This window comes from Microvirga guangxiensis (assembly GCF_900102135.1).
Lineage (GTDB): Bacteria > Pseudomonadota > Alphaproteobacteria > Rhizobiales > Beijerinckiaceae > Microvirga > Microvirga guangxiensis.
Window position 1 is genome coordinate 399,483 of the sequence record NZ_FMVJ01000003.1, and the last position, 24,344, is coordinate 423,826.

The 24,344-nt window shown below is 60.8% G+C and carries 19 protein-coding genes, 1 pseudogene and 1 riboswitch; of the genes and pseudogenes, 9 read left to right on the plus strand and 11 right to left on the minus strand.

Annotated features, from left to right (window positions below):
• The first annotated feature begins 2 nt into the window (after positions 1-2).
• The gene (locus tag BLP10_RS05445; protein ID WP_091131345.1) at positions 3-827 is read left to right on the plus strand and encodes an ABC transporter permease; all 825 of its coding nucleotides are present in this window, start codon (positions 3-5) and stop codon (positions 825-827) included.
• Complete coding sequence (locus BLP10_RS05450; RefSeq protein WP_175493788.1) at positions 824-1,270, plus strand: GNAT family N-acetyltransferase; 447 nt, start codon at positions 824-826, stop codon at positions 1,268-1,270. The genes BLP10_RS05445 and BLP10_RS05450 overlap by 4 nt, the downstream gene beginning before the upstream one ends.
• Here the strand turns inward: BLP10_RS05450 and nagA are convergent.
• From nagA to thiB, 7 genes are all read right to left on the minus strand, one after another.
• A complete protein-coding gene (gene nagA / locus BLP10_RS05455) occupies positions 1,267-2,403 on the minus strand; it encodes an N-acetylglucosamine-6-phosphate deacetylase (RefSeq protein ID WP_091131349.1) in 1,137 nt (378 codons plus the stop codon). The two genes, BLP10_RS05450 and nagA, sit on opposite strands and share 4 nt — an antisense overlap.
• The gene (locus tag BLP10_RS05460; protein ID WP_091131353.1) at positions 2,403-3,455 is read right to left on the minus strand and encodes an SIS domain-containing protein; all 1,053 of its coding nucleotides are present in this window, start codon (positions 3,453-3,455) and stop codon (positions 2,403-2,405) included. Before BLP10_RS05460 ends, nagA begins: the two co-directional genes overlap by 1 nt.
• Positions 3,442-4,224, minus strand: coding sequence for a GntR family transcriptional regulator (locus BLP10_RS05465; protein ID WP_091131357.1), 783 nt, complete (start codon positions 4,222-4,224; stop codon positions 3,442-3,444). The genes BLP10_RS05460 and BLP10_RS05465 overlap by 14 nt, the downstream gene beginning before the upstream one ends.
• Complete coding sequence (locus BLP10_RS05470) at positions 4,221-5,102, minus strand: glucosamine kinase nucleotide-binding domain-containing protein (RefSeq protein ID WP_091131360.1); 882 nt, start codon at positions 5,100-5,102, stop codon at positions 4,221-4,223. The genes BLP10_RS05465 and BLP10_RS05470 overlap by 4 nt, the downstream gene beginning before the upstream one ends.
• Positions 5,103-5,333: 231 nt before the next feature.
• Positions 5,334-6,035: a thiamine ABC transporter ATP-binding protein gene (locus BLP10_RS05475; protein ID WP_091131363.1), complete on the minus strand. Its 702-nt coding sequence runs from the start codon at positions 6,033-6,035 to the stop codon at positions 5,334-5,336.
• Positions 6,022-7,596, minus strand: a complete 1,575-nt coding sequence (locus BLP10_RS05480; RefSeq protein WP_091131366.1) for an ABC transporter permease family protein — start codon at positions 7,594-7,596, stop codon at positions 6,022-6,024. The genes BLP10_RS05475 and BLP10_RS05480 overlap by 14 nt, the downstream gene beginning before the upstream one ends.
• Positions 7,597-7,606: 10 nt before the next feature.
• Positions 7,607-8,608, minus strand: a complete 1,002-nt coding sequence (gene thiB, locus BLP10_RS05485; protein ID WP_091131370.1) for a thiamine ABC transporter substrate binding subunit — start codon at positions 8,606-8,608, stop codon at positions 7,607-7,609.
• Positions 8,609-8,676: 68 nt separating this feature from the next.
• Positions 8,677-8,783, minus strand: a riboswitch (TPP riboswitch).
• A 127-nt stretch (positions 8,784-8,910) separates the two neighbouring features.
• On the opposite strand from thiB, the gene solA reads away from it, so the two are divergent.
• Both solA and BLP10_RS05495 read left to right on the plus strand, forming a co-directional pair.
• Entirely contained in the window at positions 8,911-10,095 is a 1,185-nt protein-coding gene (gene solA, locus BLP10_RS05490; RefSeq protein ID WP_091131373.1) for an N-methyl-L-tryptophan oxidase, read from the plus strand.
• 210 nt (positions 10,096-10,305) lie between these two features.
• Positions 10,306-12,108: an HWE histidine kinase domain-containing protein gene (locus BLP10_RS05495; RefSeq protein ID WP_091131378.1), complete on the plus strand. Its 1,803-nt coding sequence runs from the start codon at positions 10,306-10,308 to the stop codon at positions 12,106-12,108.
• 28 nt (positions 12,109-12,136) lie between these two features.
• Here the strand turns inward: BLP10_RS05495 and BLP10_RS05500 are convergent, their stop codons facing one another.
• Positions 12,137-14,482 (minus strand): Tex family protein, encoded by a 2,346-nt coding sequence (locus tag BLP10_RS05500; RefSeq protein ID WP_091131381.1) that lies wholly within the window; start codon positions 14,480-14,482, stop codon positions 12,137-12,139.
• A gap of 194 nt (positions 14,483-14,676) precedes the next feature.
• Between BLP10_RS05500 and BLP10_RS05505 the strand changes: the two genes are divergently transcribed.
• From BLP10_RS05505 to BLP10_RS05520, 5 genes and pseudogenes are all read left to right on the plus strand, one after another.
• A complete protein-coding gene (locus BLP10_RS05505; protein ID WP_091131385.1) occupies positions 14,677-16,005 on the plus strand; it encodes an Hsp70 family protein in 1,329 nt (442 codons plus the stop codon).
• Positions 16,006-16,079: 74 nt separating this feature from the next.
• Entirely contained in the window at positions 16,080-18,866 is a 2,787-nt protein-coding gene (gene ppc / locus BLP10_RS05510; protein WP_091131388.1) for a phosphoenolpyruvate carboxylase, read from the plus strand.
• 106 nt (positions 18,867-18,972) lie between these two features.
• Positions 18,973-19,143: pseudogene (locus tag BLP10_RS23080) on the plus strand (plasmid stabilization protein); the annotation flags it as partial.
• Between the two features lie 139 nt (positions 19,144-19,282).
• Positions 19,283-20,200 carry a dihydrodipicolinate synthase family protein gene (locus BLP10_RS05515; RefSeq protein ID WP_244510405.1) on the plus strand — a complete coding sequence of 306 codons (918 nt, stop codon included), beginning with the start codon at positions 19,283-19,285 and terminating at the stop codon, positions 20,198-20,200.
• Between the two features lie 14 nt (positions 20,201-20,214).
• Complete coding sequence (locus BLP10_RS05520; RefSeq protein ID WP_091131395.1) at positions 20,215-20,994, plus strand: SDR family oxidoreductase; 780 nt, start codon at positions 20,215-20,217, stop codon at positions 20,992-20,994.
• A 56-nt stretch (positions 20,995-21,050) separates the two neighbouring features.
• Here BLP10_RS05520 and chrA read toward each other — a convergent pair whose 3' ends face one another.
• The 3 genes from chrA to BLP10_RS05535 all read right to left on the minus strand — a co-directional run bounded on the left by chrA (position 21,051) and on the right by BLP10_RS05535 (position 24,145).
• The gene (gene chrA / locus BLP10_RS05525; protein WP_091132105.1) at positions 21,051-22,442 is read right to left on the minus strand and encodes a chromate efflux transporter; all 1,392 of its coding nucleotides are present in this window, start codon (positions 22,440-22,442) and stop codon (positions 21,051-21,053) included.
• A 10-nt stretch (positions 22,443-22,452) separates the two neighbouring features.
• Complete coding sequence (locus BLP10_RS05530; RefSeq protein ID WP_091132109.1) at positions 22,453-23,271, minus strand: chromate resistance protein ChrB domain-containing protein; 819 nt, start codon at positions 23,269-23,271, stop codon at positions 22,453-22,455.
• Between the two features lie 109 nt (positions 23,272-23,380).
• Entirely contained in the window at positions 23,381-24,145 is a 765-nt protein-coding gene (locus tag BLP10_RS05535; protein ID WP_091131398.1) for an LOG family protein, read from the minus strand.
• Positions 24,146-24,344 lie beyond the last annotated feature (199 nt).

Here is a 24,344-nt window from a genome sequence, read left to right on the forward strand (position 1 = left end):
CCGTGAAATCCCTGGCCAAAAACAAGCTCCTCACCTTTGCTGTGCTGCTGGTGGCGATCCAGCTCATTCTTGCCTTCGGCGCTCCGCTGCTTGCGCCTTATGACCCGATGGCACAGAGCGTTGCGCGCCGCTTGAGAGGACCGACCGAACTCAACTGGCTCGGCACCGACCAGTTGGGGCGCGATGTTCTCACGCGCATCCTTTACGGCTATCGCACATCCCTTATCGCCTGCGTCCTCGCAGTCGGCATCGCGCTGTTCGCCGGTGGAACGTTAGGGCTGATGGCTGCCTATTATCGCGGTTGGCTCGACCGGATCGTCATGCGCATCATGGATGTGCTCTTTGCCTTTCCCGTCATGCTGCTTGCCATCGGCATCATCGCCGTTCTGGGCCCGCACACATTCAGCGCCGCGACCGCCATTGCGGTGGTCTATACGCCGATTTTCGCGAGGCTCTTGCGCGGTCCGGCGCTCGTTCTCTGCGAAAGCGAGTTCGTGGCAGGCGCCAAGGCCATCGGGGCGTCCGATGCCCGCATCATCTTCCTGCACATCCTGCCGAACCTGGCTTCCGTCATTCTCGTGCAGACGAGCCTTCTGCTCTCCGCCGCCATTCTGGTGGAAGCTTCGCTCTCCTTCCTCGGCCTCGGCACGCAGCCGCCAACGCCTTCGCTGGGCCTGATGCTCTCGGAAGGCCGCAACTTCCTCATGCTCTCGCCCTGGAGCGCGATCTTCGCCGGGTTCGCGATCCTCTTCCTGTCCTTCGGCTTCAATCTTCTTGGCGATGCCCTGCGCGATACGCTCGATCCGCGCCTCAGAGGCCAGTCTTGATCGTTCGGGAAGCCCGGCTTGAAGACATCCCAGCCTTGTCGGAAGTCGCGGCGAGGTCCTATCGCGCAGGCTTCGCGTCGATCCTGGAGCCGGACGTGCTTGCAACGCGCGATCCTGCCTTCTTTGCGGAACGGTTCTCCTCAAGCTGGGAACGGGTGCTGGTGTCAGAGCGGCAAGGCGAGATTGCCGGCTTCCTGCTGATGACGGATGGCCATATCGACATGCTGTTCATGGACCCCGATGCAAGCGGGCAGGGCGGCGGCGCGCGGCTCCTTGAAGAGGCGGAGTCGAGGGGAGCGAGGAGCCTCGAGTGCTTCCACGACAACGAGGGGGCGCGGCGCTTCTACGAGCGTCATGGCTGGCGCGTCACTCGAGCCTATGAGCGGGACTTCGCCGGACGCCGCCGCAGCTTCGTCTTCTACGAAAAAAGCAAAGCGTCTTAAGACAGCGCCTCTCCGCCGATCCAGGTGTCCTGCACATGCAGGCCTTCATCGAGCAGAACGAGATCGGCGCAATAGCCCGGCGCAATGCGTCCATATTCGTGATCGAGTCTCAGGAAGGCGGCGGGGACGAGAGAGGCCATGCGCAACACGTCGGGAAGCGCAAGGCCAAGGCGCTCCACGCTGTTGCGTACCGCGGCCGCCATGTCGAGGTCCGATCCTGCGAGCGTTCCGTCCTCCGTCGCGAGCCTGCCGTCCTTGCGATAGATCGTGCGGCCATGGAGCTCGAACGTCTTCATGTCCGTCCCTGTCACGGCCATGGCATCCGTCACCAGCATCATGCGCTCGGTGCCCTTGGCCGCTATCGCAAGGCGAAGGGCAGGATCGCTCACGTGATGGCCATCGACGATGATGCCGCACCAGGTATCGCGATTGTCGAGGGCTGCACCCACTGGGCCGGGATCGCGCCCGGCAAGCGGCGGCATGGCGTTGTAGAGGTGCGTGAAGCCGCGAAGGCCATTGCGGAAGGCTTCCATCACCGTCGCGTAGTCGCTTGCCGTGTGGCCCGCGCAGATGAGAACACCTGCCGCTGCGAGCCGCGCGATGAGATCCATGCTGTTGCTCTCGGGAGCAAGTGTCACGAGCGTCCGGCCTTCCTTCAAGGAGGTAAGGATGTCGAAATCCTCCTCCTCCATCGGACGCATGAAGGCGGCGTTGTGCACGCCTTTCCGCGCGGGATTGATGAAGGGACCCTCCACGTGGATGCCGAGCACCCCGGGAACACGGGTAGCGAGAGCCGCGCGCATCGCCTCGACAGCTTCCGCCATCTTCTCACGCGTATCGGTGATGAAGGTCGGCAGCAGGCCCGTCGTGCCGTATTTGCGGTGCGCTGCTGCGATGGTCTTGAGGCCTTCCACGGTGCGGACGTCGTTGAGCATGACGCCACCACCGCCATTCACCTGCACATCGATGAAACCGGAGGTCAGCAGGCCCGTCACCGCACGCCGCTTGACACCCGCGCCGAGATCTCGCTCCGGCGGAAGCGCGACGATTCGCCCGTTCTCAATGACGACCGCGCGGCCTTCGAGCATATGAGTGCCGTCGAAAATGCGCGCACCTGTGAGGGCAAGAGGCATCAAACCGTCTCCGTCACCTTGCGCAGGCGCGGAGGATTGTCCGGATTGCGGCCGCGCGCCAGGGCAATGGCATTCACGAGGGGGTAGAAGCTCTGAATCATGGCGATCGGAGCAAGATAGGGATGTACGTTGTCGACGGACGGCAGCATCACCGTTGCAGGCCCCTCAGCTGCGCCCGCCACCACGACGGGAACGTCCTGCTCCCTGAGCTTCGTAACGAGATCGTTCACGCCGCTCAAGGTCTCATCCCGCTGGCTTATCACCAGGATCGGAAAATGGTCGCCCGCGAGCGTCCAGGGGCCATGCATCAGCTCGGCGGCGCTCATGGCTTCCGCATGCACGCCGGAGGTTTCCTTCAGCTTGAGGGCCGCTTCCTGAGCAACCGCAAAGCCGACTCCGCGCCCCACGACGAAAAGGTTGTTCGCCTGGGACAGTTCAGGCAGTGCCTCCGACCAATCGATGTCGGCAGCCTTGGCGAGAACCTCCGGCAGGGTGTCGAGCGCAGCCAGAAGCTCCTTGTCCTGGGACCAATGAGCGACAAGCTGGAACCCTGCGGCAAGAGCAGCAATAAAGGACTTCGTTGCGGCAACGCTCTTCTCAGGCCCCGCATGGAGCGGCAGCACAACCTCGCAGGTGGAGGCCAGCGGCGAGGAGGTGTCGTTGACGAGCGCGACCGTCAGCGCGCCATCGTCACGCCCAGCCTGAGCGAGGTTGAGAATGTCCGGGCTGCGACCCGATTGCGACACGGCGAGGAAGAGCGCATCGCGCATGCGCGGGCGGGCTTCATACACCGATGTCACGGACGGGCCCACGGAGGCCGTCACGAGACCGGAATGAATCTCGAGCAGATATTTGACGAAAGTGGCGGCATTGTCCGAGCTTCCGCGTGCGCATGTGACCGCAAAAGGCGGCGGAGATGCGCGCAGGCGCTCGCCGAGATCGCGGCATAGGGCTGCATTGCTGTCGAGCAGGCGCGCCACGACCTGCGGTGCCTCGCGGGCCTCGCTCAGCATGGCGGTCATGGTGGAAGAAGAATTGTCAGGCGTCATCATGATGGATCCGATCGGGCTGGCTAATGGTCAGCTCAGCCACGAAGTCATAGGCATCGCCCCTGTAATAGGACGAGGTGAACTCGACGACCTCGCCCGTTGCCGTGAACGAGCGACGCTCGATGTAGAGGGCAGGGCTTTGAGGCTGAACGTTGAGCAGGGAAGCCTGTTCCTCATTCAGCAGCACCGCATGCAGCCTCTGCAGGGCGCGAGTCGGCATGCAGCCCTGCTCGTGCAGCGCCGCATAGAGCGATTGTTTCACAAGGCTTGGGTCAGGCAGGAAGCGCGAGGGAAGAACCGCGTGCTCGATGGCCATGGGAATGTCGTTCGCCATACGCAGGCGATTGACGCGGCTTACGGTCTCGCCGGGAGACAGGCCCAGCGCCATCAACTCATCGGTCGACGCCTGGCCGCTTGAGCGGCTCAGGAGAACGGCGGACGATTGTAGACCGCGGGCCGACATGTCGTCGGTGAAGCTCGACAGGCGTGAGAGCGGCTGCTCCACGCGCATCTGCGGCGCGATGAATGTACCCGATCCCCAACGTTGAACGAGGACGCCTTTCTTGACGAGACCTGTAATCGCCTTGCGCACTGTGACGCGCGAAATGCCGAGCTGCTTGGCAAGATCCCTCTCGCCCGGAAGCGCGTCATCGGCCTTCAGCGAGCCTTTGCGGACGGCATCCTCGATGGATTGCTGAAGCTGGAGGTAAAGCGGCGTCGGATTGTCCTCGTCCAGCGGAAGGGTGAGGGCTGCTGCGGCATGTTCGTTCATGACTGCCTCCGCGCCGCAGCGTTTCGTGCCAGAAGAATGGCTCCGTCCAAGGCATCGGCCTGAGGCGGTACGACCGCCTGTTGAATCGCCGGCGGCATCCATGGAAGCAGAGGTTCCGCCAAGCCGCCGAAGAGGCACAAGGAGGGCGCGCCGAGTTCCAGAAGACGCTCGGCAATGCGCGTGGCACCCCTAGCTGAATCTTCGATCAGGGCGATGGCCAGCGGGTCACGGCGGTTCGCATGATCGAACACCAACGGCGCATAGCGGGCATAGTCGCCGGGGCGCGCCGTGCCGACCCAGTCGACAAGCACTTCGAGATCGTTCTTGAACTCAGCCAGCACCACATCGGAGAGCGGAGTGTAAGCAATGCGACCGTCATACGCCCAGACGCAGCGGCGCAGAAGCTCGCGCCCGAGGGCGGCTCCGCTGCCTTCATCTGAAATTTCAAAGCCCCAACCGCCGACATAACGGCATTGACCGCCCGTGCCGCCATAGCCGCAGGAGCCCGTGCCCAGGATCAGGATGGCCCCGTCGCCACCATTGAAGGCGCCGAGCCAGGCGGTGTGAGCGTCCGTGTCGATGGCGAAAGAAGCGAAGGGATGCGGGCGGGACAAGAGCCGCTCGACCGCGCTCGCCTGTCCGGCGCCTGCAGCCCCCATGCCGGCATGAACGCTTTTGAGGTCGCTTTCCTGGAGGCCTGCCTGGCTGAGAGCTTCCCGGCAGGCAGTGAGAATGGAGTTCCAGACCAGATCGGGATCGAGACGAATGTTCGACGGGCCGCCGGAGCCCTCTCCCAACAGCGTCCCTCGGTCATCGCGCAGCCGGGCACGGCATTTCGTGCCGCCGCCGTCGATGCCGATAAAAAGGGATTGGTTCATGGGATCAGGGGTTCTCACGAAGAAGACGACCAGACCGGTATAATGCCACTTAATATCCAGTTGGGGAAGGGGAGCGAGAGAACCATACCCAGGCCCCTAACGCCCAAGTTGCCTGCTGAGGTTGCTCATGGCTGAAGCGCAGCCCTAAAAAGCTGCGGTCCGGCCGGAGGTTAACGGAGGTCAAGCAATACCAGTATGAAGTCACTTAAGCCTTAAAGCTTAGAGGCGGCCTCAGGTGTTGGAAACCGCGGCGGCGATCTTTGCTCCAAGGGGGCCTCCAAGGATGGCAGAAGGCACATCCGACGCGACGACCTTTCCATCCGCGACAAACACCATCTGATCCGCAAGGTCGGCGACATCCTCGGGGGTATGGATCGTCATGAGGATTGTAACCGGACGCTTCCTGCGCAACTCGCCCACAAGCTGGATCATGTCGCGTCGCAGGCCAGGGTCGAGGCTGCTGAAGGGCTCATCGAGAAGGATCAAGGGGCGGCCCGAGACGAGCGCGCGCGCCAGTGCCACGCGCTGGCGCTGCCCGCCCGACATCTCTCCCGGCTTGCGTGTGTCGAAGCCTTTCAAGCCGACAGCGTCCAACATGTCATCGATGAGGACGCGTTCTTCGTCGGTCAGGCGTAGTGATGGGCGAAGGCCTAGGGCTACATTCTGCGCTGCCGTGAGATGCGGGAAGAGATTGTGGTCCTGAAAGACAATGGCGACAGGGCGTTTGGCAGGCTCAAGAGGCAGTAGGTTCTGCCCTTCGAACGTGAGCGTGCCGCTTTCGGGCGTCTCGAATCCTGCAATCATGTGCAGCAACGTAGTCTTCCCACCGCCAGATGGGCCAATGACGGCACAGAGATCGCCCTTATCGACCCTCATGGAGTAATCGGCCGAGAAGTCCGGCCATGTGAGGCGGCAGTTTTCAATCACCAGCATGGGATAAGCGACCTGAGGCATGAGCGAGGAGAAAGGCGACGATCACGATGAGAAGGCCGATGGCCGAGGCTTCATCGAGCCGGTATGCGCCAAGCCGCTCGAAGAGAAGATAGGGCAGGGTGACGAGTTCCTGTCCGCCGAACAGGGCAATGATGCCGAAATCGCCGAAGGAGAGAGCCATGGCCAAAGCAAAGGCCGCACCGAAAGGACGCTTGATCAGCGGCCAATCCATGATGGCGAGCTTGTTCATGCCTGCGATGCCGAGAGACGCTGCAACGCGGCCATAACGCTCCTCGGCCGTCAGGAGGCGAGGTGCGAGCGAACGATAGACGAAAGGAAGTGCGGCAAGTCCGTTGACGAGCGGCAGAAGGATAAGGCCCGCTGCTGAAGGGTCGGTGAAGCGCCTCACGATCAGGAATAATCCTGCCGTCAGTGCAAAGGGAGGCACGGCCAGCAGAGTGTTGGGGAGGAAATCGTAAAAGGCGGCAATGCGGGGTGAGCGCAAGGCGACCCGCCATCGGCGGGCTGAAGAAGCAAGGGCAAGCGCAGAAATGCAGGCGATGGTTGCTGCAATGATTGCAATCGTCACGCTCGTCATGAAAGCGCGCAGCAGGTCGGCATCGACGATGTCCGATATATAGGCCAGCCCACTCAACATGCTGAGCGCCAGAGGCGCGATGAAGAGAGACCCTGCCGCCAGAACGACGGCATCGAGAATTCTGAGACTTCCGTTTCGTGCATCGGGACGCTTGATCAAGCCGCGTATGGTGTGAGCCGTCGGCGGCCGCGTCAAAGTCCAGTTGAGAAGGCCCGTCAGCGTGAGACAGATCGCGAGCTGGATCAGCGAAAGCCAGGCCGCGCGCCCGAAATCGAGGTCGATCTTCAGCGCCTCATAGATGGCGACCTCAAGGGTGGAGCGGCTGGGACCTCCGCCGAGGGCCAGCACGATGGCAAAACTTTTGAAACATAAGAGGAAGACCAGCCCAGCAAGCCCCGGTAATTCCGCGCTCAGCACAGGCCAGTCGAGATGGCGGAAGATATGGGAGGGCTTGAAGTCTAGGGCCGATGCAAGGCGCCATTGCTCAGCCGGAACGAGGCTCAAGGAATCGAGAAGGATGCGCGCTACGAACGGCGCGTTGAGAAACACATGGGCGATCAGGATGCCCGGATAGCCGAAGATGCTGAAACTGTCCGTCCATCCGAGAAAGGAGAGCGCCTGGGTGAACCATCCACTGCGCCCATACACGGCAAAGACCGCGAAGACTGCCACGATCGTGGGGATCACCATCGTGGTGCCAAGAAGCGCTAGCACCAGGTCGCGCCCTGGAAAGCGGCGGCGTGCGAGAGCAAGAGCCAGCGCGGCTCCGAGCGAGAGGGACAGAAGGGTGGAGAGCGCCGCCTGGATGATCGAGAAGGCCAGCACCCGCCGGAGATAGGGGCCGATGGAGAGAGAAGTCGGCCCCTCTCCACTGACCGTTGCAAGTGCGATGAAGCCACCCGCAACCAGAGCCACGATGACAAAGGCCACGAGGCTTCCGGGATGGGGCAGCTTCATCGTCATCGCAATTGCTTCAACGCGCTGCGGCGTTGAGCCAGGTATCGGTGAAGGCCCGACGGTTCTGCTGGACTTCCTCCGGCGTGAAGAGCAAAGCCTTCTGCGGCTGCACCAGATCCTTGAACGAGGCAGGCAGCCCCGATGCAGGTACCTTGGCAGGCATCATCCAGTTGCCTTCAGGCATCGCCGACTGGAAGGGCTCGCTGAGTACGAAGGCCATGAACTTCTTTGCCAGTTCAGGCTGCTTCGTGGCGCGCGTCATGCCGGCGAGCTCAACGTGCAGGTAGTGTCCTTCCGAGAAAGCGGCTGCCTTATAGTTGTTCTTCTTCTCCGCGGAGATGTGATAAGCTGGAGATGTGGTATAGGACATCACCATGTCGGCCTCCCCCTTCATGAACAGGCCATAAGCTTCCGACCATCCCTTGGTGAAGGTCACCACACGCGGCTTCAGCTGCGTCCAGGCTTCGCCAGCCTTTTCCCCATAGACCTGCTGCATCCACAACAGGAGGCCGAGACCAGGCGCGCTGGTGCGCGGATCCTGCAGCACCACCTTCGGGCCATTGGGATTTTCGACGAGCTCCTTCAGGCTCTTTGGCGGGTTGGGGAGCTTATTGGCGTCGTATACGAAAGCGTAATAACCCCAGTCGAACGGGATGAAGGTGTCGTCGTTCCAGGCGATCGGAAGCGACAGGTCCTTCACATCTACGCCATGAGGCGCAAAAGTGTTGAGCGCCTTGGCTTCCGCCGCGAGGTTCATGTCGAGGCCCACGACCACGTCGGCCTTCGTGTCGGCGCCTTCGAGACGAAGGCGCCCGACGAGACTTCCTGCATCTTCTGCGGTGACCCAGTTGAGGTCGCATCCACAGGTTGCTTCGAAGCGCTCCTCGACGGTTTTCCCAGGACCGTATTTCCCGGCGAATGAGCCGTAAGTGTAGACCGTGAGCACAGGTTTGCCCTGTGCATATGCAGCATTCGCCAGGAAGATCGAGGCGAGGATGATAAGGGATCGGCGTAACATCAAGGTTGCTCCCATGCATGATGCAAGCCGGGTTGGCGGCATAATTCGCACGGGGCGCAGCTTTCTCTGCGATATCGCATGCTCATTCCCTCCGCCGGCATGACCCGGATCAGGTTCGACGGGTCGGCAGCCTAGCCACCTCTCAGCCTCGAATGAGGCTCCCCGTGAGACAAGCCGGTTCTAAAGCAGATCCTTTTGCAACACAAGGCAAGGCGCAGGTACGTCCCGGCGCTTTGGAGTGGTGCCCTTGCGGTAGAGCTAAGATTCTGTTTGGAATAGAAAAAAGTTATGGAATATCGAGCATGAACCTTTCCCAAACTTGCGATGTTGCCGTAATCGGGCTCGGTGCCATGGGGTCGGCTGCGCTTTATCAGCTGGCAAAGCGAGGAGCGAAGGCTGTTGGAATCGACCGTTTCCGGCCCCCCCACGACCAGGGTTCGACCCATGGCGAGACGCGGATCACGCGGCAGGCGATCGGCGAGGGCGCGTTCTATGTTCCGCTTGCACTGCGCTCCAACGAGATATGGAAAGAGCTTGAGGCTGAGACCGGTGAGCGGCTTCTGACGCAGAACGGCTGCTTGATCGTAGAGGCGGCAAGCCCCGTCTCGACCGGCGTCATTCGCAACGCCTTTCTGGAGCGGACACGAAAAGCAGCCCTAGCCTACGATATCCCGCACGAAATGCTGGACGCTGCGGAGATCCATCGTCGCTATCCGCAATTCACGCCGCGCGAAGACGAGATCGGCTATTTCGAACCGGGCGGCGGGTATCTCAATCCGGAGCGCTGCGTCGGGGTCCAGCTCGAACAGGCCCGTGCCCTCGGGGCCGTCACCGAACTCGGAACGCAGGTGATCTCCGTCGCCCAGACCGGCGATGGCGTTCGGATCGTCACGGATCGAGGCGAGCTTTCGGCTGGTCAGGTCATCGTCTCTGCTGGAGCCTGGGCTCTTTCCCTGCTGGGAGAGCCGTTCAAGAAGCTTCTGTCCCCGAGCCGCCAGGTGATGCATTGGTTCGAAGTCGATCCGGATTTCAGGCAGCATTGGGCGAACAGCCCCGTGTTCATCTGGTCGCATGGGCCGAGCCCCAACGATTTCTTCTACGGCTTTCCCTCCTTGAGCGGCAGCAAGGCCATCAAGACTGCGGGAGAGCAGTATGATGCATTCGTCGATCCCGATGAGATCGAGCGAACTGTCACTCCTGCCGAATCCGATGCCATGCGGGAGGAACATCTCTCGGGGCGAGTCCAGGGACTTCGGGCTCGTGCCCTGCGTGCCGTGACCTGCCTTTATACGGTAACCCCCGACTCGAACTTTTTGATCGACCGTCACCCCGAGAGTGATCGGATTCTTGTGGTGTCTCCTTGTTCTGGGCACGGCTTCAAGCACTCGGCCGCCATCGGCGAAGTGGCTGCCCAATGGGTGCTCGACGGTCAATGCAGGATTGACGTGTCTGCCTTCGCCCTCTCTCGGCTAAGGGTTGCGGCATGATGGGGCGTCGTAATGAAGTTCCGTTTACCAGTTGGTGCCACAATGCGTTCCAACAGCATGGGCCATTCAAGGCTGGCGTCAGCGGTGGGCTTGATGTTTGCAGGGCATCTTGCCCTTGGTCGTATGCGCAAGCGAAACACTCAGGTGAGACGCTCAAGCACAATGCTTCAACGGCCATCATGGGCTTCAAGGATATGACAGGTTCACGGAATGGCTGATCTGCCAATACTGGATTGGCGAGCATTCGCAGCCTTGATTGCGTTTGGTCTCACGGCCGGAGCGGCATGGCTGGCGGGGCGGGCCTCCGTTCGCCGCCCTCTCAAGTCGTTTTACCAAGCCGTGGACCAGTGGCGGCATGGAGATCTGCAGGCCAGGGTTGAGATCGGAAATACAAAGACGCCGCTCGGGCATTTGAGCGTCGCCTTCAACGACATGGCCGGCAAGCTCAGTCTGCGCGAGATGGAGCGTGAGAATGTCCTGAAGATGCTTCGGGAGGGGGAAGAGCGGCTCCAGATCGCCCAGGATGTTGCGGGCCTCGGCATCTGGGACTGGGACCATTCGACCGGCAAGATCACGTGGTCGCCGCAGATGTTTCGGCTCACCGGGCTCGATCGCGATGAGAGCCAGGACAATCCCTTCAAAGCTTGGATTGGAATCCTGCATCCTGACGATCGGGAGCGGATGGAGTGGCAGGTCAAGCAATTGCCGCGCACGCTGGAGCCTTTGACGTCCGAATATCGGATCATCAGGAGTGACGGCTCGGTGCGTTGGCTGCAAATGCGCGGCCAGTCTCTCGCGGGCAAAATGGACAAGCCATTGCGGACGGTGATCGTCAATCTCGATATCACTCCCAGCAAGGAAAACGAGGTTCGCGAGAGCTTTCTTCTCAATCTCAGCGACCAGATCAGAGAACTCGTTCGCCCTGACGACATCCTGATGACCGTGGCGGAGGCTCTCGGCAAACATCTGGGCGTGACGCGTGTCGGCTATGGCGAGATCGACCATGCCACCATGATGCTGACCACGCTGGTCGATTGGCGGGCGGAAGGAATGCCCTACATGGCGGGGCGTCATCCCCTCACGCCTTTCGGCTCGTTCGTCTGCGAGGAAATGCGGGCTGGGCGAATGATCGTCATCGACGATGCGCTGTCTGATCCTCGTGTTGCTGACAATGTCGATGTTTTCGTCGCCCTCCAGACCATTGGCAACATTACGGTCTCGCTCGTCAAGGAAGGCAAGTTGCGGGCGACCCTTTATCTGCACAATGTCACCAAGCGGCTTTGGTCCCAGAGCGAAATCGAGCTTTGCCGAGATGTTGCCGAGCGCACATGGTCTGCCGTCGAAAGAGCCCGGTCCGATGCGCGTCAACGCCTGCTGATCAACGAGCTCAATCACCGCGTCAAGAATACGTTGGCGACGGTGCAGTCCGTAGCAGCTCACAGCTTCCGGATCGGTGACCCTAATATCGGGCGCGCGGCTTTCGAGGCGCGCCTGTTCGCTCTTTCCAAGACGCATGATGTCCTCACGCGGGAGAATTGGGAAGGCGCTAATCTTCAGGACATCGTTCAAGAGGCTATGGCTCCCTACGCAAGGGACAATGCCGAGCGTTTCAGGGTCGTCGGTGAGCCATTGCAGCTTCCGCCGCGGATTGCCCTGCCGCTGGCCATGGCTCTCCATGAACTCTCAACCAACGCGGCGAAGTATGGGGGCTTCTCGACGGAAAGCGGCGAGGTTCTCATCGAATGGACTTTGATCCGCCTGGAGGATGGTCCTCGTCTTGTCCTCAAGTGGACGGAGACCGGTGGCCCGCCGACGGAATCTCCCACTCATAAAGGCTTCGGTTCACGGCTGATCGAACGTGGACTGACCCGCGAGCTCGGGGGGACAGTCGATCTCGACTATCGGCCAACCGGGCTCGTCTGCACGGTAAGTTTCCCGCTCCCCGAGGCAGAAACCGTCGATTACTATCGCGCCAACGAAAAGCTCGCGGGAGAGTTTCTCCCGCGAGCTTGAATGCTTGTTTGTCGACAGCGCTGCCGTGTCAGCGGCGTGCGTTCTTGTCTTTCTGCAGCCCCGCCCGGCGCAGGGCATCCGCCAAGGCGCCGCCGGACGCATTCGAAGCTGCGGGCGCGGAAGATTTCTTCTCGTTCTGTGAACGGTGCTTCTGGAATGCGCCCCGATTGTCGTCAGAGCGGCCCGCCTGACGCTTCTCGGCAGGATCGCTCATGCGCATGGTGAGCGAGATGCGCTTGCGGGGAATATCGACCTCGAGCACCTTCACCTTCACGATGTCGCCGGGTTTCACCACATCGCGCGGATCCTTCACGAAGGTTTCCGACAACGCGGAGATATGCACCAAGCCATCCTGGTGCACGCCGATATCGACGAAAGCCCCGAAGGCAGCCACGTTCGTCACCACACCTTCCAGCATCATGCCGGGTCGGAGATCGCTGATCTTCTCGACGCCTTCCATGAAGGTTGCGGTCTTGAACTCGGGGCGAGGGTCGCGGCCCGGCTTCTCGAGCTCAGACAGGATGTCCTTCACGGTCGGAACGCCGAATTTCTCATCAGTGAAGCTCTGCGGGCTGAGCTTCTTCAGCACTCCGCCATTGCCGATGAGAACTTTGATGTCGCTTTTCGTCGCCTCGAGAATGCGGCGCACGACGGGATAGGCTTCCGGGTGCACTCCTGACGCATCGAGCGGATCGTCCCCATTCGGAATGCGCAGGAAGCCTGCAGCCTGCTCGAAGGTTTTGGGTCCAAGACCCGGCACGTCGCTGAGGGCTTTACGGGTCTTAAACGGGCCTTTGGCATTGCGGTGCTCGACGATGTTCTTCGCGACCCATTCGCCTAGGCCCGATACGCGCGACAGGAGCGGTGCAGAGGCAGTGTTGAGATCGACGCCGACGGCGTTCACGCAATCTTCCACGACAGCATCGAGGGAGCGGGAGAGCTTATGCTCGGCCAGATCGTGCTGATACTGGCCGACCCCGATGGATTTCGGATCGATCTTCACGAGCTCCGCCAGCGGGTCTTGCAGACGTCGTGCAATGGAAACCGCGCCGCGAAGGGACACATCGAGCTCAGGCAGTTCCTGGCTTGCATAGGCCGACGCGGAGTAAACGGATGCCCCGGCTTCCGACACCATGATCTTGGTGAGCTTCAAGTCTGGATATTTCGTTACCAGCTCGCCTGCGAGCTTATCGGTCTCGCGCGAGGCGGTGCCGTTGCCGATGGCGATGAGTTCCACCTTGTGCACGCGACACAGGCGGGCAAGCGTTGCGATGGACTCGTCCCATTGCCGCTTCGGCTCGTGCGGATAGATGGTGTCAGTTGCAACCACCTTGCCGGTGGCATCCACCACGGCCACCTTCACGCCTGTGCGATAACCCGGATCGAGACCCAGCGTCGGGCGCGTGCCTGCAGGGGCCGCGAGCAGAAGATCGCGCAGGTTGCCGGCGAACACCTTCACGCCTTCGTCCTCAGCGAGCTGCCAGAGCTTCATCTTCATGTCGAGCTCGATAGAGAAGCGCAATTTCGTGCGCCATGCCCAACGCACCGTATCGAGAAGCCACTTGTCGCCGGGACGGCCTTTGTCGGTGATGTTGAAGGCAAGCGCGGTGCGGCCTTCATAGCGGCTCACATAACCGGGCTCTGCCGCATCCTTGTCCTCTTCCATCCTCAGATCGAGAATCTCCTCCTTCTCGCCGCGGAAAAGCGCAAGAATGCGGTGAGAAGGAAGCTTGGTGAGGGGTTCTGCGAAATCGAAGTAATCGGCAAACTTTGCGCCATCGGTCTGCTTGCCGTCGCGCACCTTCGAGGTGAGGCTACCGCGCTCCCAATAGATCTCGCGCAGGGCGCCGAGCAGTTCCGCGTTCTCCGCAAAGCGCTCCACGAGAATCGCACGCGCACCTTCAAGTGCTGCTTCTGGTGTCGCGACTTCCTTCTCGGCGTTCACGAAAGCGACGGCTTCCACCTTCGGATCGCGCTGCGGCTCGGCGAGGATGAGGTCGGCGAGCGGTTCGAGGCCTGCTTCCTTGGCGATCTGCGCCTTGGTGCGGCGCTTGGGCTTGTAGGGCAGGTACAGGTCTTCGAGCCGCGCCTTGGTATCGGCCGTGCTGATCTGGAGCGCGAGTTCGTCGCTGAGCTTGCCCTGCTCACGGATGCTGTCGAGGATCGTCTTGCGGCGGTCCTCAAGCTCCCGCAGGTAGCGCAAGCGCTCTTCCAGGGTGCGCAGTTGCGCATCGTCCAGGGTTCCTGTGACTTCCTTGCGGTAGCGCGCGATGAAGGGCACGGTCGCGCCGCCATCGAGCAGGTCGACAGCTGCCTTGACCTGCCATTCCTGCACATTCAGTTCGCTCGCTATGCGCTGACCGATGGATAGCATGGACCTCTCCGACATTAAGACAAGGTGCGGCTTCTACGGGGTGCGAGCCCCCCGGGTCAACGGCCTATCCCCAGCCCCGGGGTCGCACTGCCGCATGGGCAGGAGCCAGGGCGAATCCTCGAAAAACTTCTTGGCTGCCGGGGTTTGGGCGTATAGACCGTCCGGCCCTCCAACCGCTCTTTTCCGGGCCCGCCATGTCAGTTTCCCACGATCTTTCCATCGGCATCGACTTCGGAACCAGCAACACGGTGGTGGCGGTCGCCGATTCGCATGGCAACGTGAAAGCCCTGACTTTCGACCATGGCGGGGAAAACCTGAAGGTCTTCGTGACCGCCCTCTGCTTCTGGGACGAGCGCCACGGCAATGGCTTGCGCACACAGGTCGAAGGCGGCCCCTGGGCCATTGAGCAGTTCCTGGAGGGCCTTTCTCCCCATCGTTTCATCCAGTCCTTTAAGACCTTTGCCGCAAGCGCGACGTTCCAGGAAACCCGCATCTTCCGCGATCGCTATCGTTTTGAGGATCTTCTGAGCGCTTTCCTGCGCACTCTCGTGCGCCACGGCGGAGAGCAGCTTAACTGGGGCGTTCCCAATGTGGTGATCGGAAGGCCCGTTCAGTTCGCGGGATACAATCCTGATGACGATCTGGCCATGCAGCGCTATCGCGCCGCGTTTGGAAAGCTCGGCGCCGACCATGCCCGCTATGTGTACGAGCCCGTTGGCGCGGCCTTCTTCTATGCGCGCCAGCTCAACCGTGATTCCACGGTTCTGGTGGCGGATTTCGGCGGAGGCACCAGCGACTTTTCCGTCATGCGCTTCTCTCGAGAGAGCGGAGTTCTCCGTGCCGAGCCCCTGGGACATTCAGGTATCGGCATTGCCGGAGACGCGTTCGACTACCGCATCGTCGATCACGTTGTCTCGCCGCAGCTCGGCAAAGGCGGATTTTACCGCTCCATGGGCAAGACCCTGTCGATTCCAAATCATTATTACGCCAACTTTGCGCGCTGGAACCAGCTTGCGATGATGAAAGGAAGCGGCGACCTGAAGGAGCTGCGCGAACTTGCCAAGGTGGCTCTCGAGCCGGAGCCCTTGGAGAAATTCATCGACATCATCGAATACGATCTGGGCTTTGAGCTTTATCGCGCGGTATCCTCCACTAAAGTGGCCCTGTCGAGCCAGGACGAAACGGAGTTCCGGTTCCAGGGTGAGGGCGTGGATATCAAGGCCCGTATCAAGCGGGCGGATTTCGAAAGCTGGATTGCAGATGATGTAAAGCGCATCGCCGGAACGGTCGACGAAGCTCTGATGAAATCCGGTGTTTCGGCGACAGAGATCGACAAGGTCTTCCTGACAGGAGGCACATCCTTCGTGCCTGCCATTCGCAACCTTTTCGTGGAGCGTTTCGGAGAGGAGCGGCTGACTTCGGCCGACCAGTTCGAGTCGATCGCTTACGGTTTGGCGTTGATCGGCCAGACCGATGATCCCGAGCGGTGGGCAGTGCAGGGCTCTCAAGACGTCAAGAAATAAAATTACTCTTGTGGTCTAGGGAAGAAAGGTTTTATTTCGCGGTGCAGCATCAAGCCTGAACCGGGAGTAGCCCTTTGTCCCTGATCAATCCCGACGTCACGCCAGAAAAGGATTTTCCGCTTCGCGATGATATCCGGCTCCTGGGCCGCCTTCTCGGCGACACGATCCGCGAACAGGAGGGTGAGGCCGTTTTCGAGATCGTGGAGCGCATCCGGCAGACCTCGATCCGATTCCACCGGGATGAGGACGAGGCAGCGCGCACGGAACTTGAGACGATCCTGAATAGCCTCTCCCGAGGGCGCACCAATCAGATCATTCGGGCCTACAGTTATTTCTCGCATCTCGCGAACATCGCGGAGGATCAGCACCATGTGCGCCGGTCCCGCGCCCATGCCATGGCCGGCGCCCATGCGGTGACAGCGCCAGAGCCCCGCGAAGGCACGCTCGCCCGTGCATTGAAGCTCGCGCTCGAAGCCGGCGTCAGTCAGGAAGCTCTGCAGGCCTTCTTCGCTTCCGCCCTGGTTGCTCCTGTTCTGACTGCGCATCCGACGGAGGTGCGCCGCAAAAGCACGATCGACCGGGAGATGGAGATCTCTCAGATTCTGGCGCAGCGCGACCGTTACAGGCTGACGCCTGAAGAGGAGGCGGCTACGGAGGAAAGCATTCGCCGTGCCATCCTCACCCTATGGCAGACGAGCATTTTACGCCGCAACCGCCTGAAGGTGATCGACGAGGTCGTGAATGGCCTGTCCTATTACGATTACACTTTCTTCAAGGAGTTGCCGCGCGTCTACGCCTCCCTGGAGGACCAGCTTGTGGAGATGAGCCCCACTTGGCAAGGTGTGGAAATTCCGTCCTTCCTGCGCATGGGAAGCTGGATCGGTGGAGATCGTGACGGAAACCCGTTCGTGACGGCGGACGCGCTCAGGCAGGCACTGCTTCTCCAGAGCAAGCATGCTCTGGGCTTTTATCTGGAAGAGCTGCATTGCCTCGGCGGTGAGCTCTCGCTTGACGAGCGCTATGTGAACGCCTCCGAACAGGTTCATGCCTTGGCGAAGGCCTCGCCGGATGCTTCTCCGCATCGGCAGAACGAGCCTTACCGCCGCGCCATCACAGGCATGTACGCGCGCTTGGCCGCAACAGCTGCTGGTTTCGGTCACGACGATGTCGCGCGCCATGCGGTAGGCGAAGCGCCGGCCTACGCCAGTGTCGAGGAATTCTTGGGGGACCTGTCCATCCTGCATCGTTCGCTCGTCAGCAACGGATCCGGTGCTCTTGCGCGCGGACGCCTGCGCCGTCTGCGCCGGGCAGTCGATGTCTTCGGATTCCATCTCGCAAGTCTCGACCTGCGCCAGAACTCCGACGTGCACCAGCGCGTAGTGGCCGAGCTTTTCGAGAAGGCCGTTCCGGGTACAGCTTACGAAACATTGTCGGAGGAGCAGCGTGTCGAACTTCTTCTGGAAGAACTCAGAACACCGCGTCTGTTGACGTCGCCCTACCTGGAGTACTCGGAGGAGACGACAAAGGAACTCGCCATCGTTCATGAAGCAGCCGCATCGCATCGGCGCTACGGGCAGGCGTCTGTGCCCAATTACGTGATCTCCAAAGCGAGCGATCCTTCCGATATTCTGGAGGTTGCGCTTCTCCTCAAAGAAGCAGGCCTTCTGCGTTCGCGGGAAGGAGAGATGGCGGTCAACATCATTCCGCTCTTCGAAACCATCGCCGATTTGCGCAATTGCAGCCGCGTCATGGGCGATCTCTTTGCATTGCCCGATTATATGCGCCTTCTGCGCAGCCGCGGGCAGGCGCAGGAGGTGATGCTCGGTTATTCCGACAGCAACAAGGACGGCGGCTATCTCACCTCAGGATGGGAACTCTACAAGGCGGAAACCGATCTTGTCGGTTTGTTCAAGCGCCATGGCGTTGCACTTCGGCTCTTCCACGGTCGTGGCGGGTCCGTCGGTCGCGGCGGTGGGCCGAGCTATCAGGCTATTCTCGCGCAACCGGCCGGCGCAGTGCAGGGCGCCATCCGCATCACAGAACAAGGCGAGGTAATTGCGGGCAAATACTCGAACCCGGATCTTGGACGACGCAATCTCGAAATCCTGGCGGCGGCCACTTTGGAAGCATCCCTTCTCCATTCGGAGCAGCCGGCGCCGCGGGAGGACTATCTCAAGGCCATGGAGGAGCTCTCTGAAAGCGCCTTCAAGGCTTATCGTTCGCTCGTATATGAGACCGAAGGGTTCGAACGCTATTTCTGGGAATCGACGGTGATCGGCGAAATCGCCAACCTCAACATCGGCAGCCGTCCTGCCTCGCGCACGAACTCGCGCCGCATCGAGGATTTGCGTGCCATTCCCTGGGTGTTCGGCTGGGCTCAATGCCGTCTCATGCTGCCGGGCTGGTACGGCTTCGGCTCCGCCGTCAAGGAGTTCCTGGAGAAGCACCCGGATACGGGTTTGGCGCTCCTGCAGGAAATGTATCGAGAGTGGCCGTTCTTTCAGGCGCTGCTGTCGAACATGGACATGGTTCTCGCCAAGAGCAACATTGCCATCGCGTCGCGCTATTCCAAGCTGGTGGAGGACGAGAGCTTGCGGCAGGCGATCTTCCCAAGGGTACGGCATGAATGGGAGGACTCGATCAAGACGCTACTCGCAATCATGGAGCAGGAAACCTTGCTCGACAAAAATCCCCTTCTTGCTCGCTCCATCCGCAACCGCTTCCCTTATCTCGATCCGTTGAACCATCTTCAGATCGAGCTTTTGAAGCGCCACCGTTCCGGTGATGCGGACGAGCAGGTGGTGCAGGGCATCCACCTGTCGATCAACGGCATCGCGGCGGGCCTGCGCAACAGCGGCTGATAAGCACACCCGGAACCCACCTGTTGCGCCCGGGTTGAAACAAAAGAGCGTCGCTGGTCCTCTGTGGGCTTGCGGCTGCTCGATGGTTCAATCCAGGGAGAAAAACATGTCTCGTGGTGACAAGTCGGCCTATACGGACAAGCAGAAGCGTAAGGCCGAGCACATTGAAGAATCTTACGAGAATCGTGGCCTCTCGGAGAAGGAAGCCGAGCGGCGCGCTTGGGCTACCGTCAACAAGCAGGATGGCGGCGGCAAGAAGGGTGGTTCCGGGCGCGGTTAACGTCTCGAAGGGCTTTAAAGGCTACATACCATCCATGCATTGAAGTGTAGGCCGCAAGCCTACTTGAGCGGTGCATTCGTCGGCGAGGCCGTGTATGGAAGGGGCTGACACAAAAGCCTTTTCCAAGGAGGAAGCCTTGCTCACGAGTTCTGCCGCCGGCGTCTATGTTATCTGTCCCACGCCCTTCGAGAGCGATGGGCGGCTCGATATGGCCTCTACCGATCGGATGGTTGAGGCCTATCTCGAAGCTGGCGCAACGGGTCTCACGATTCTCGGCATCATGGGTGAAGCCCCGAAGCTGACATCTGACGAGTCGCAGGCCTTCGTGCGTCAGGTCATGAAGGCGGTGGCAGGACGCGTTCCGGTAGTCGTGGGCGTCTCGGCGGCAGGTTTTGCCGCCATGTCGGCCTTATCAGCAAAAGCGATGGATGCAGGTGCCGCGGGCGTGATGATCGCGCCGCCTTCGACGCTCAAGACCGACGATCAGATCGTCGCCTATTACGCCGATGCGGTCGAAGCCATCGGCGCGGATGTTCCTTTCGTCCTTCAGGATTACCCGCTCACCACCAATGTGGTCATGACGCCCAAGGTGATCATGCGGATCATCGAGCAGAGCCCCTCCTGTGTCATGCTCAAGCATGAGGATTGGCCGGGATTGGACAAGATCACGACCCTGCGCCGCGCGAGCGACAAGGGAGAAGTGCGTCGTGTCTCCATTCTCTGCGGCAACGGCGGCCTCTTCCTTCCCTTCGAGATGGAGCGCGGGGCCGATGGCGCCATGACAGGCTATGCCTATCCGGAAATGCTTGTGGGCGTCGTCAACCTCATCAACCAGGGCAAGCGTAAGGAAGCGCACGATCTCTTCGACCGTCATCTGCCGCTGGTGCGCTACGAGACGCAGCCCGGAGTAGGTCTGGCCGTCCGCAAATACGTGCTGAAGAAGCGCGGCATCATTGCCCATGACACGCTACGCAAGCCGGGACCGAAGCTGAGCCCGGAAACCATCTCGGAAATCGACTGGTTGATGCAGCGTATCGAGCGCTCGGAATCGTGAAGGAGTCTGACAGAATGAAGACAGGGTTGGAAGGAAAGCGCGCGCTGGTCCTCGGCGCAAGCAAAGGTTTGGGCTTCGGCATCGCGCAGGGGCTAGCGGAGGAGGGCGCGCGCGTCGCCATCGCTAGCCGCACCATGGAAGGCTCGAAGGCCGCTGCCGACAAGATCGGCCGGGATGTGTTGCCCTTCATCTGCGACACCGGCAAGGTTGATCAAGTCGATGCTCTTGCCAAGGACATCACCGCGGCTCTTGGTGGCGTCGATATTCTCGTGCTCAACAGTGGCGGCCCGCCGCCCGGCAAGGCACAGGGCGTGTCGTCCGATCAGTGGCGGCAGTCGTTCGATGCCATGTTCGTCAATCTCGTGCGCATCGCCGACCATCTGCTGCCCGGCATGGTCGAGCGGAAGTTCGGCCGTATCATCTCGGTGATCTCCTCGGGTGTCATTCAGCCGATCCCGAACCTCGCTATCTCCAACGCAATCCGCCCGGCGCTCGTCGGTTGGGGCAAGACGCTCGCAAGCGAAGTTGCCTCCTCCGGCGTGACCGTCAATGCCATTGCGCCGGGGCGCATCGCAACGGATCGCCTGAAGCAGCTCGATGCCGCCAATGCCGAGCGCACAGGGCGCTCCGTCGAGGATGTGGCTGCTGCCGCTCGCGCCGGAATTCCGGCAGGCCGGTATGGCGAGATCGAGGAATTCGCGGCTGCCGCCGTGTTCCTCGCCAGCGAGAAGGCCTCGTTCATGACCGGTTCGATTCTGCGCGTCGACGGCGGGCAGATTTCGTCCGTGACCTGATCCTATTGAGGGAGGGAGGCGAGACTTTGCCTCTCTCCTGTCCGCCATGCTCTCGATCAGGAGAGCATGCCGCTTGCGTAGAGTGCGATGCCTGCTGCGGACGTTGCCGCCAATGTCGGCAGCATGCCCACCTTGAAGCGGAACATCGCGATGACGGCGGCTGCTGAAACAAGAAGCGCCCAGACATTGACGGTGCCCCAGACGGGCGCACTCACATTGACAGGTCCCCATGTGAGGTCCTGCGTCTCACGAAAGATCGTGTGAATCCCGAACCAGATCGCCAGATTGAGTATGACGCCGACGACCGCTGCCGTAATGGCGGTCAGCGCGCCGCTGAGAGCACGATTCCCGCGCAACACCTCGATGTAGGGTGCGCCGAGAAATATCCACATAAAGCATGGGGCAAAGGTCACCCAGGTGGCCAGGAGCCCGCCCAACGTTCCGGCCGCAAGCGGATGAAGCGCTCCTGGATCGCGGAATGCCCCCATGAAGCCCACGAATTGCAATACCATAATCAACGGACCAGGTGTCGTCTCGGCCATGCCGAGGCCGTCCAGCATCTCGCCTGGTTTCAGCCAGCCATAGGTCTCGACCGCCTGCTGAGCCACATAGGCCAGCACCGCGTAAGCGCCGCCGAATGTGACCATGGCTATCTTGGAAAAGAACAGCGCAATCTGGGAGAACACATTGTCCGGACCAAGGATCAGCAGAAGCCCGATCACGGGAATGAGCCACAAGGAGAGCCACAGACTTGCTACCCTCAGGCTTTGCCTGCTGTTGGGATAAGCATGCGCGGGCAAATCATTGCCGAGCAGGTCATCCGGGTGCACTTTTCCGTCTGGATTGCTGCTTGCGCCAATGAGTGAATGCAGACCTGCTCGTGCAGAGACGAGGCCGATGAGGCCTGCGGTAAGGATGATGATTGGAAAGGGAATTCCGAGAAAGAAAATCGCCACGAAGGCTGCTGCTGCAATGCCGATCATCAGAGCGTTCTTCAGCGCGCGTCTGCCGACCCGGACGACAGCTTCCAGAACGATGGCGAGAACGGCTGCCTTCAAACCGAAGAACAAGGCTGCGACAAAGCCGACATTGCCATAAAGCGCATAGATCCAGCTCAAGCCCATGATCGCGATGACACCAGGCAGAATGAATAATCCGCCCGCCATAAGGCCGCCGAGGGTCCGGTGCATGAGCCACCCCATATAGGTGGCGAGCTGTTGCGCCTCGGGGCCCGGCAAGAGCATGCAATAGTTCAGCGCGTGGAGGAAACGCTCCTCGGAGATCCAGCGTTTTTCCTCAACGAGAATGCGATGCATCACTGCGATCTGGCCCGCAGGGCCGCCGAAGCTCAACGCCGCGACGCGCAACCACACGCCAAAGGCTTCACGCAAGGAGACACCATGATGAAGTCTCCGCTGAGAACGCTCTACATCGGTTCTTTGCGTCATCGTTTCCATTTTACGCCTTCTTAGAGGGCCAATTGTGCGTCTCATCGGTCGCATCGCGGCACCAACGATAGAAGGCATCGTACAGTAGGAGGCCTGCGTCGAGTTGAGCGAGGTCATCCGTGAAGATGCGTGAAAGACCGAGCGATGCGGCAAGAAGGCCGGACGCTTCAGGCGCAAGGTCGAGGCGTGCCGTATCGGCGCCTCTGACAATCGTCGCAAGCCGCTTCAAGGGTTCAGTCTCGAGGCCGAACTCCTCGATCATCACGTCAAACGTGCAGAGTTCCCCCCGATGACTCCAGAACACGCCTTCTCCCTCAATGTCGAAAGGAGTTGTGCCGAAGCGTTCACCGACAGCCTGGACTTCGGAAGGTGGGACGAACAGGAACACTGCATTGGGGTCGACAAACCGTCGGATCAACCAGGGGCAGGCAATGCGATCGATCTTGGGTCGCGAGCGGGTGACCCATAACGTACGGCCCCGTGAGTCGCGCGAGGGAAGCTTCGCTTTTGGGACCATGGGGAGCCCTGCCTGCGCCCACGCGAGAACTCCTCCTTCGAGAGCATCTGCCGAAGCCCCTGCATGGCGGAGCCAAGCTGCTGCGCCGTGACTGAGTTTGTGTCCCTTCTGGCAGATCGTAACGACAGATTGGCCGACATACTCATGTGCCCATTCCGATACGGCGCCGTAAGGCCGCCGGATGGCACAGGGGAGGATGCCCGGATTGGTGGAAAAGTCCTCGTCTGCGCAGACGTCGATCAGAGTGGGGCACTTGGGAGTGCCGATGAGCCGGGCGAGTTTTTCGACTGAAATGGTGTTGAATGACGACATGATGCATCCGTAAAAGCTAGAGCGGATGCGATGCTTGGGCATGTCGCCTCGTGGGGAGATCGCATTCCCCATGAAACGAATTACATCTGAAGACACTTGGATTGTCAATTCAGCTCGTAGGGACGAGAAGGCCGTTTTCAACCAGCTTGGCCCACGTCTCTTCCGCAGTTTCCGCAAAGTGGACGAGCTTGCGGTCATCGGGGCTGACCATGCCGTGTTCGAGCAGCGCATCGAACTTGATGACCGACTGCCAATAGGCTTTGTCGAACAGAACGATCGGCAGCGGCGGCGCCTTGCCCGTTTGGCGGAGAGTCAGGATTTCGAAAAGCTCATCGAGAGTGCCGAACCCGCCAGGGAAGACCACGAGCGCATTGGCGCGCATCGCCAGATGCATCTTGCGCATGGCGAAGTAGTGGAATCGGAAGGTGAGATCGGGAGTCGAATAGGAGTTCGGCTCCTGCTCGTGCGGCAGTGTGATGTTGAAGCCGATGGACGGCGCGCCTACGTCAAAGGCTCCGCGATTGGCAGCCTCCATGATGCCCGGTCCGCCGCCGGTGGCGATCACGTTGTCACGTATGCCGCCTGTGGCTGTCATGGCGCCGCCGCGCTGGGAGGCAATGGAGCCGAAAGCGCGAGCTTCTCCATGCCAGAATGAATGACGACCTGGGCCGTTCTCGTGAACGCGGGCGCTCCCGAACACGACGATGGTGGAGCGCACGCCCCAGATCCGAAGGTTTTCCTCAGCCTTGGCGTATTCCAGCTGAAATCGGACTCCCCGCATGGAATCTCCCAGCAGGAAATCCTGATCCATGGCAGCCAGCCGGTAGGAAGGAGAGGAGAGGTGGGCCGTGTTTGAAGGCTTTCCATTGTCCATGGGCAGGAACTCCTGTGTTCATGGTCTGCAGAAAGCACATCTCCAGGCTGCCGTTAAGAGCCTAGCGGTCCGGTTGGGATTTCCTGGGGGCTGGACGGCGGAATACCGGTGGGCTCGCTGGGGCTCGGCGCTTCGCTTGGGGTCGTCGGTGGAACGCCCAAGGGTTCTCCGGGGCTTGGAATACCAGAGGGGCCGGGAT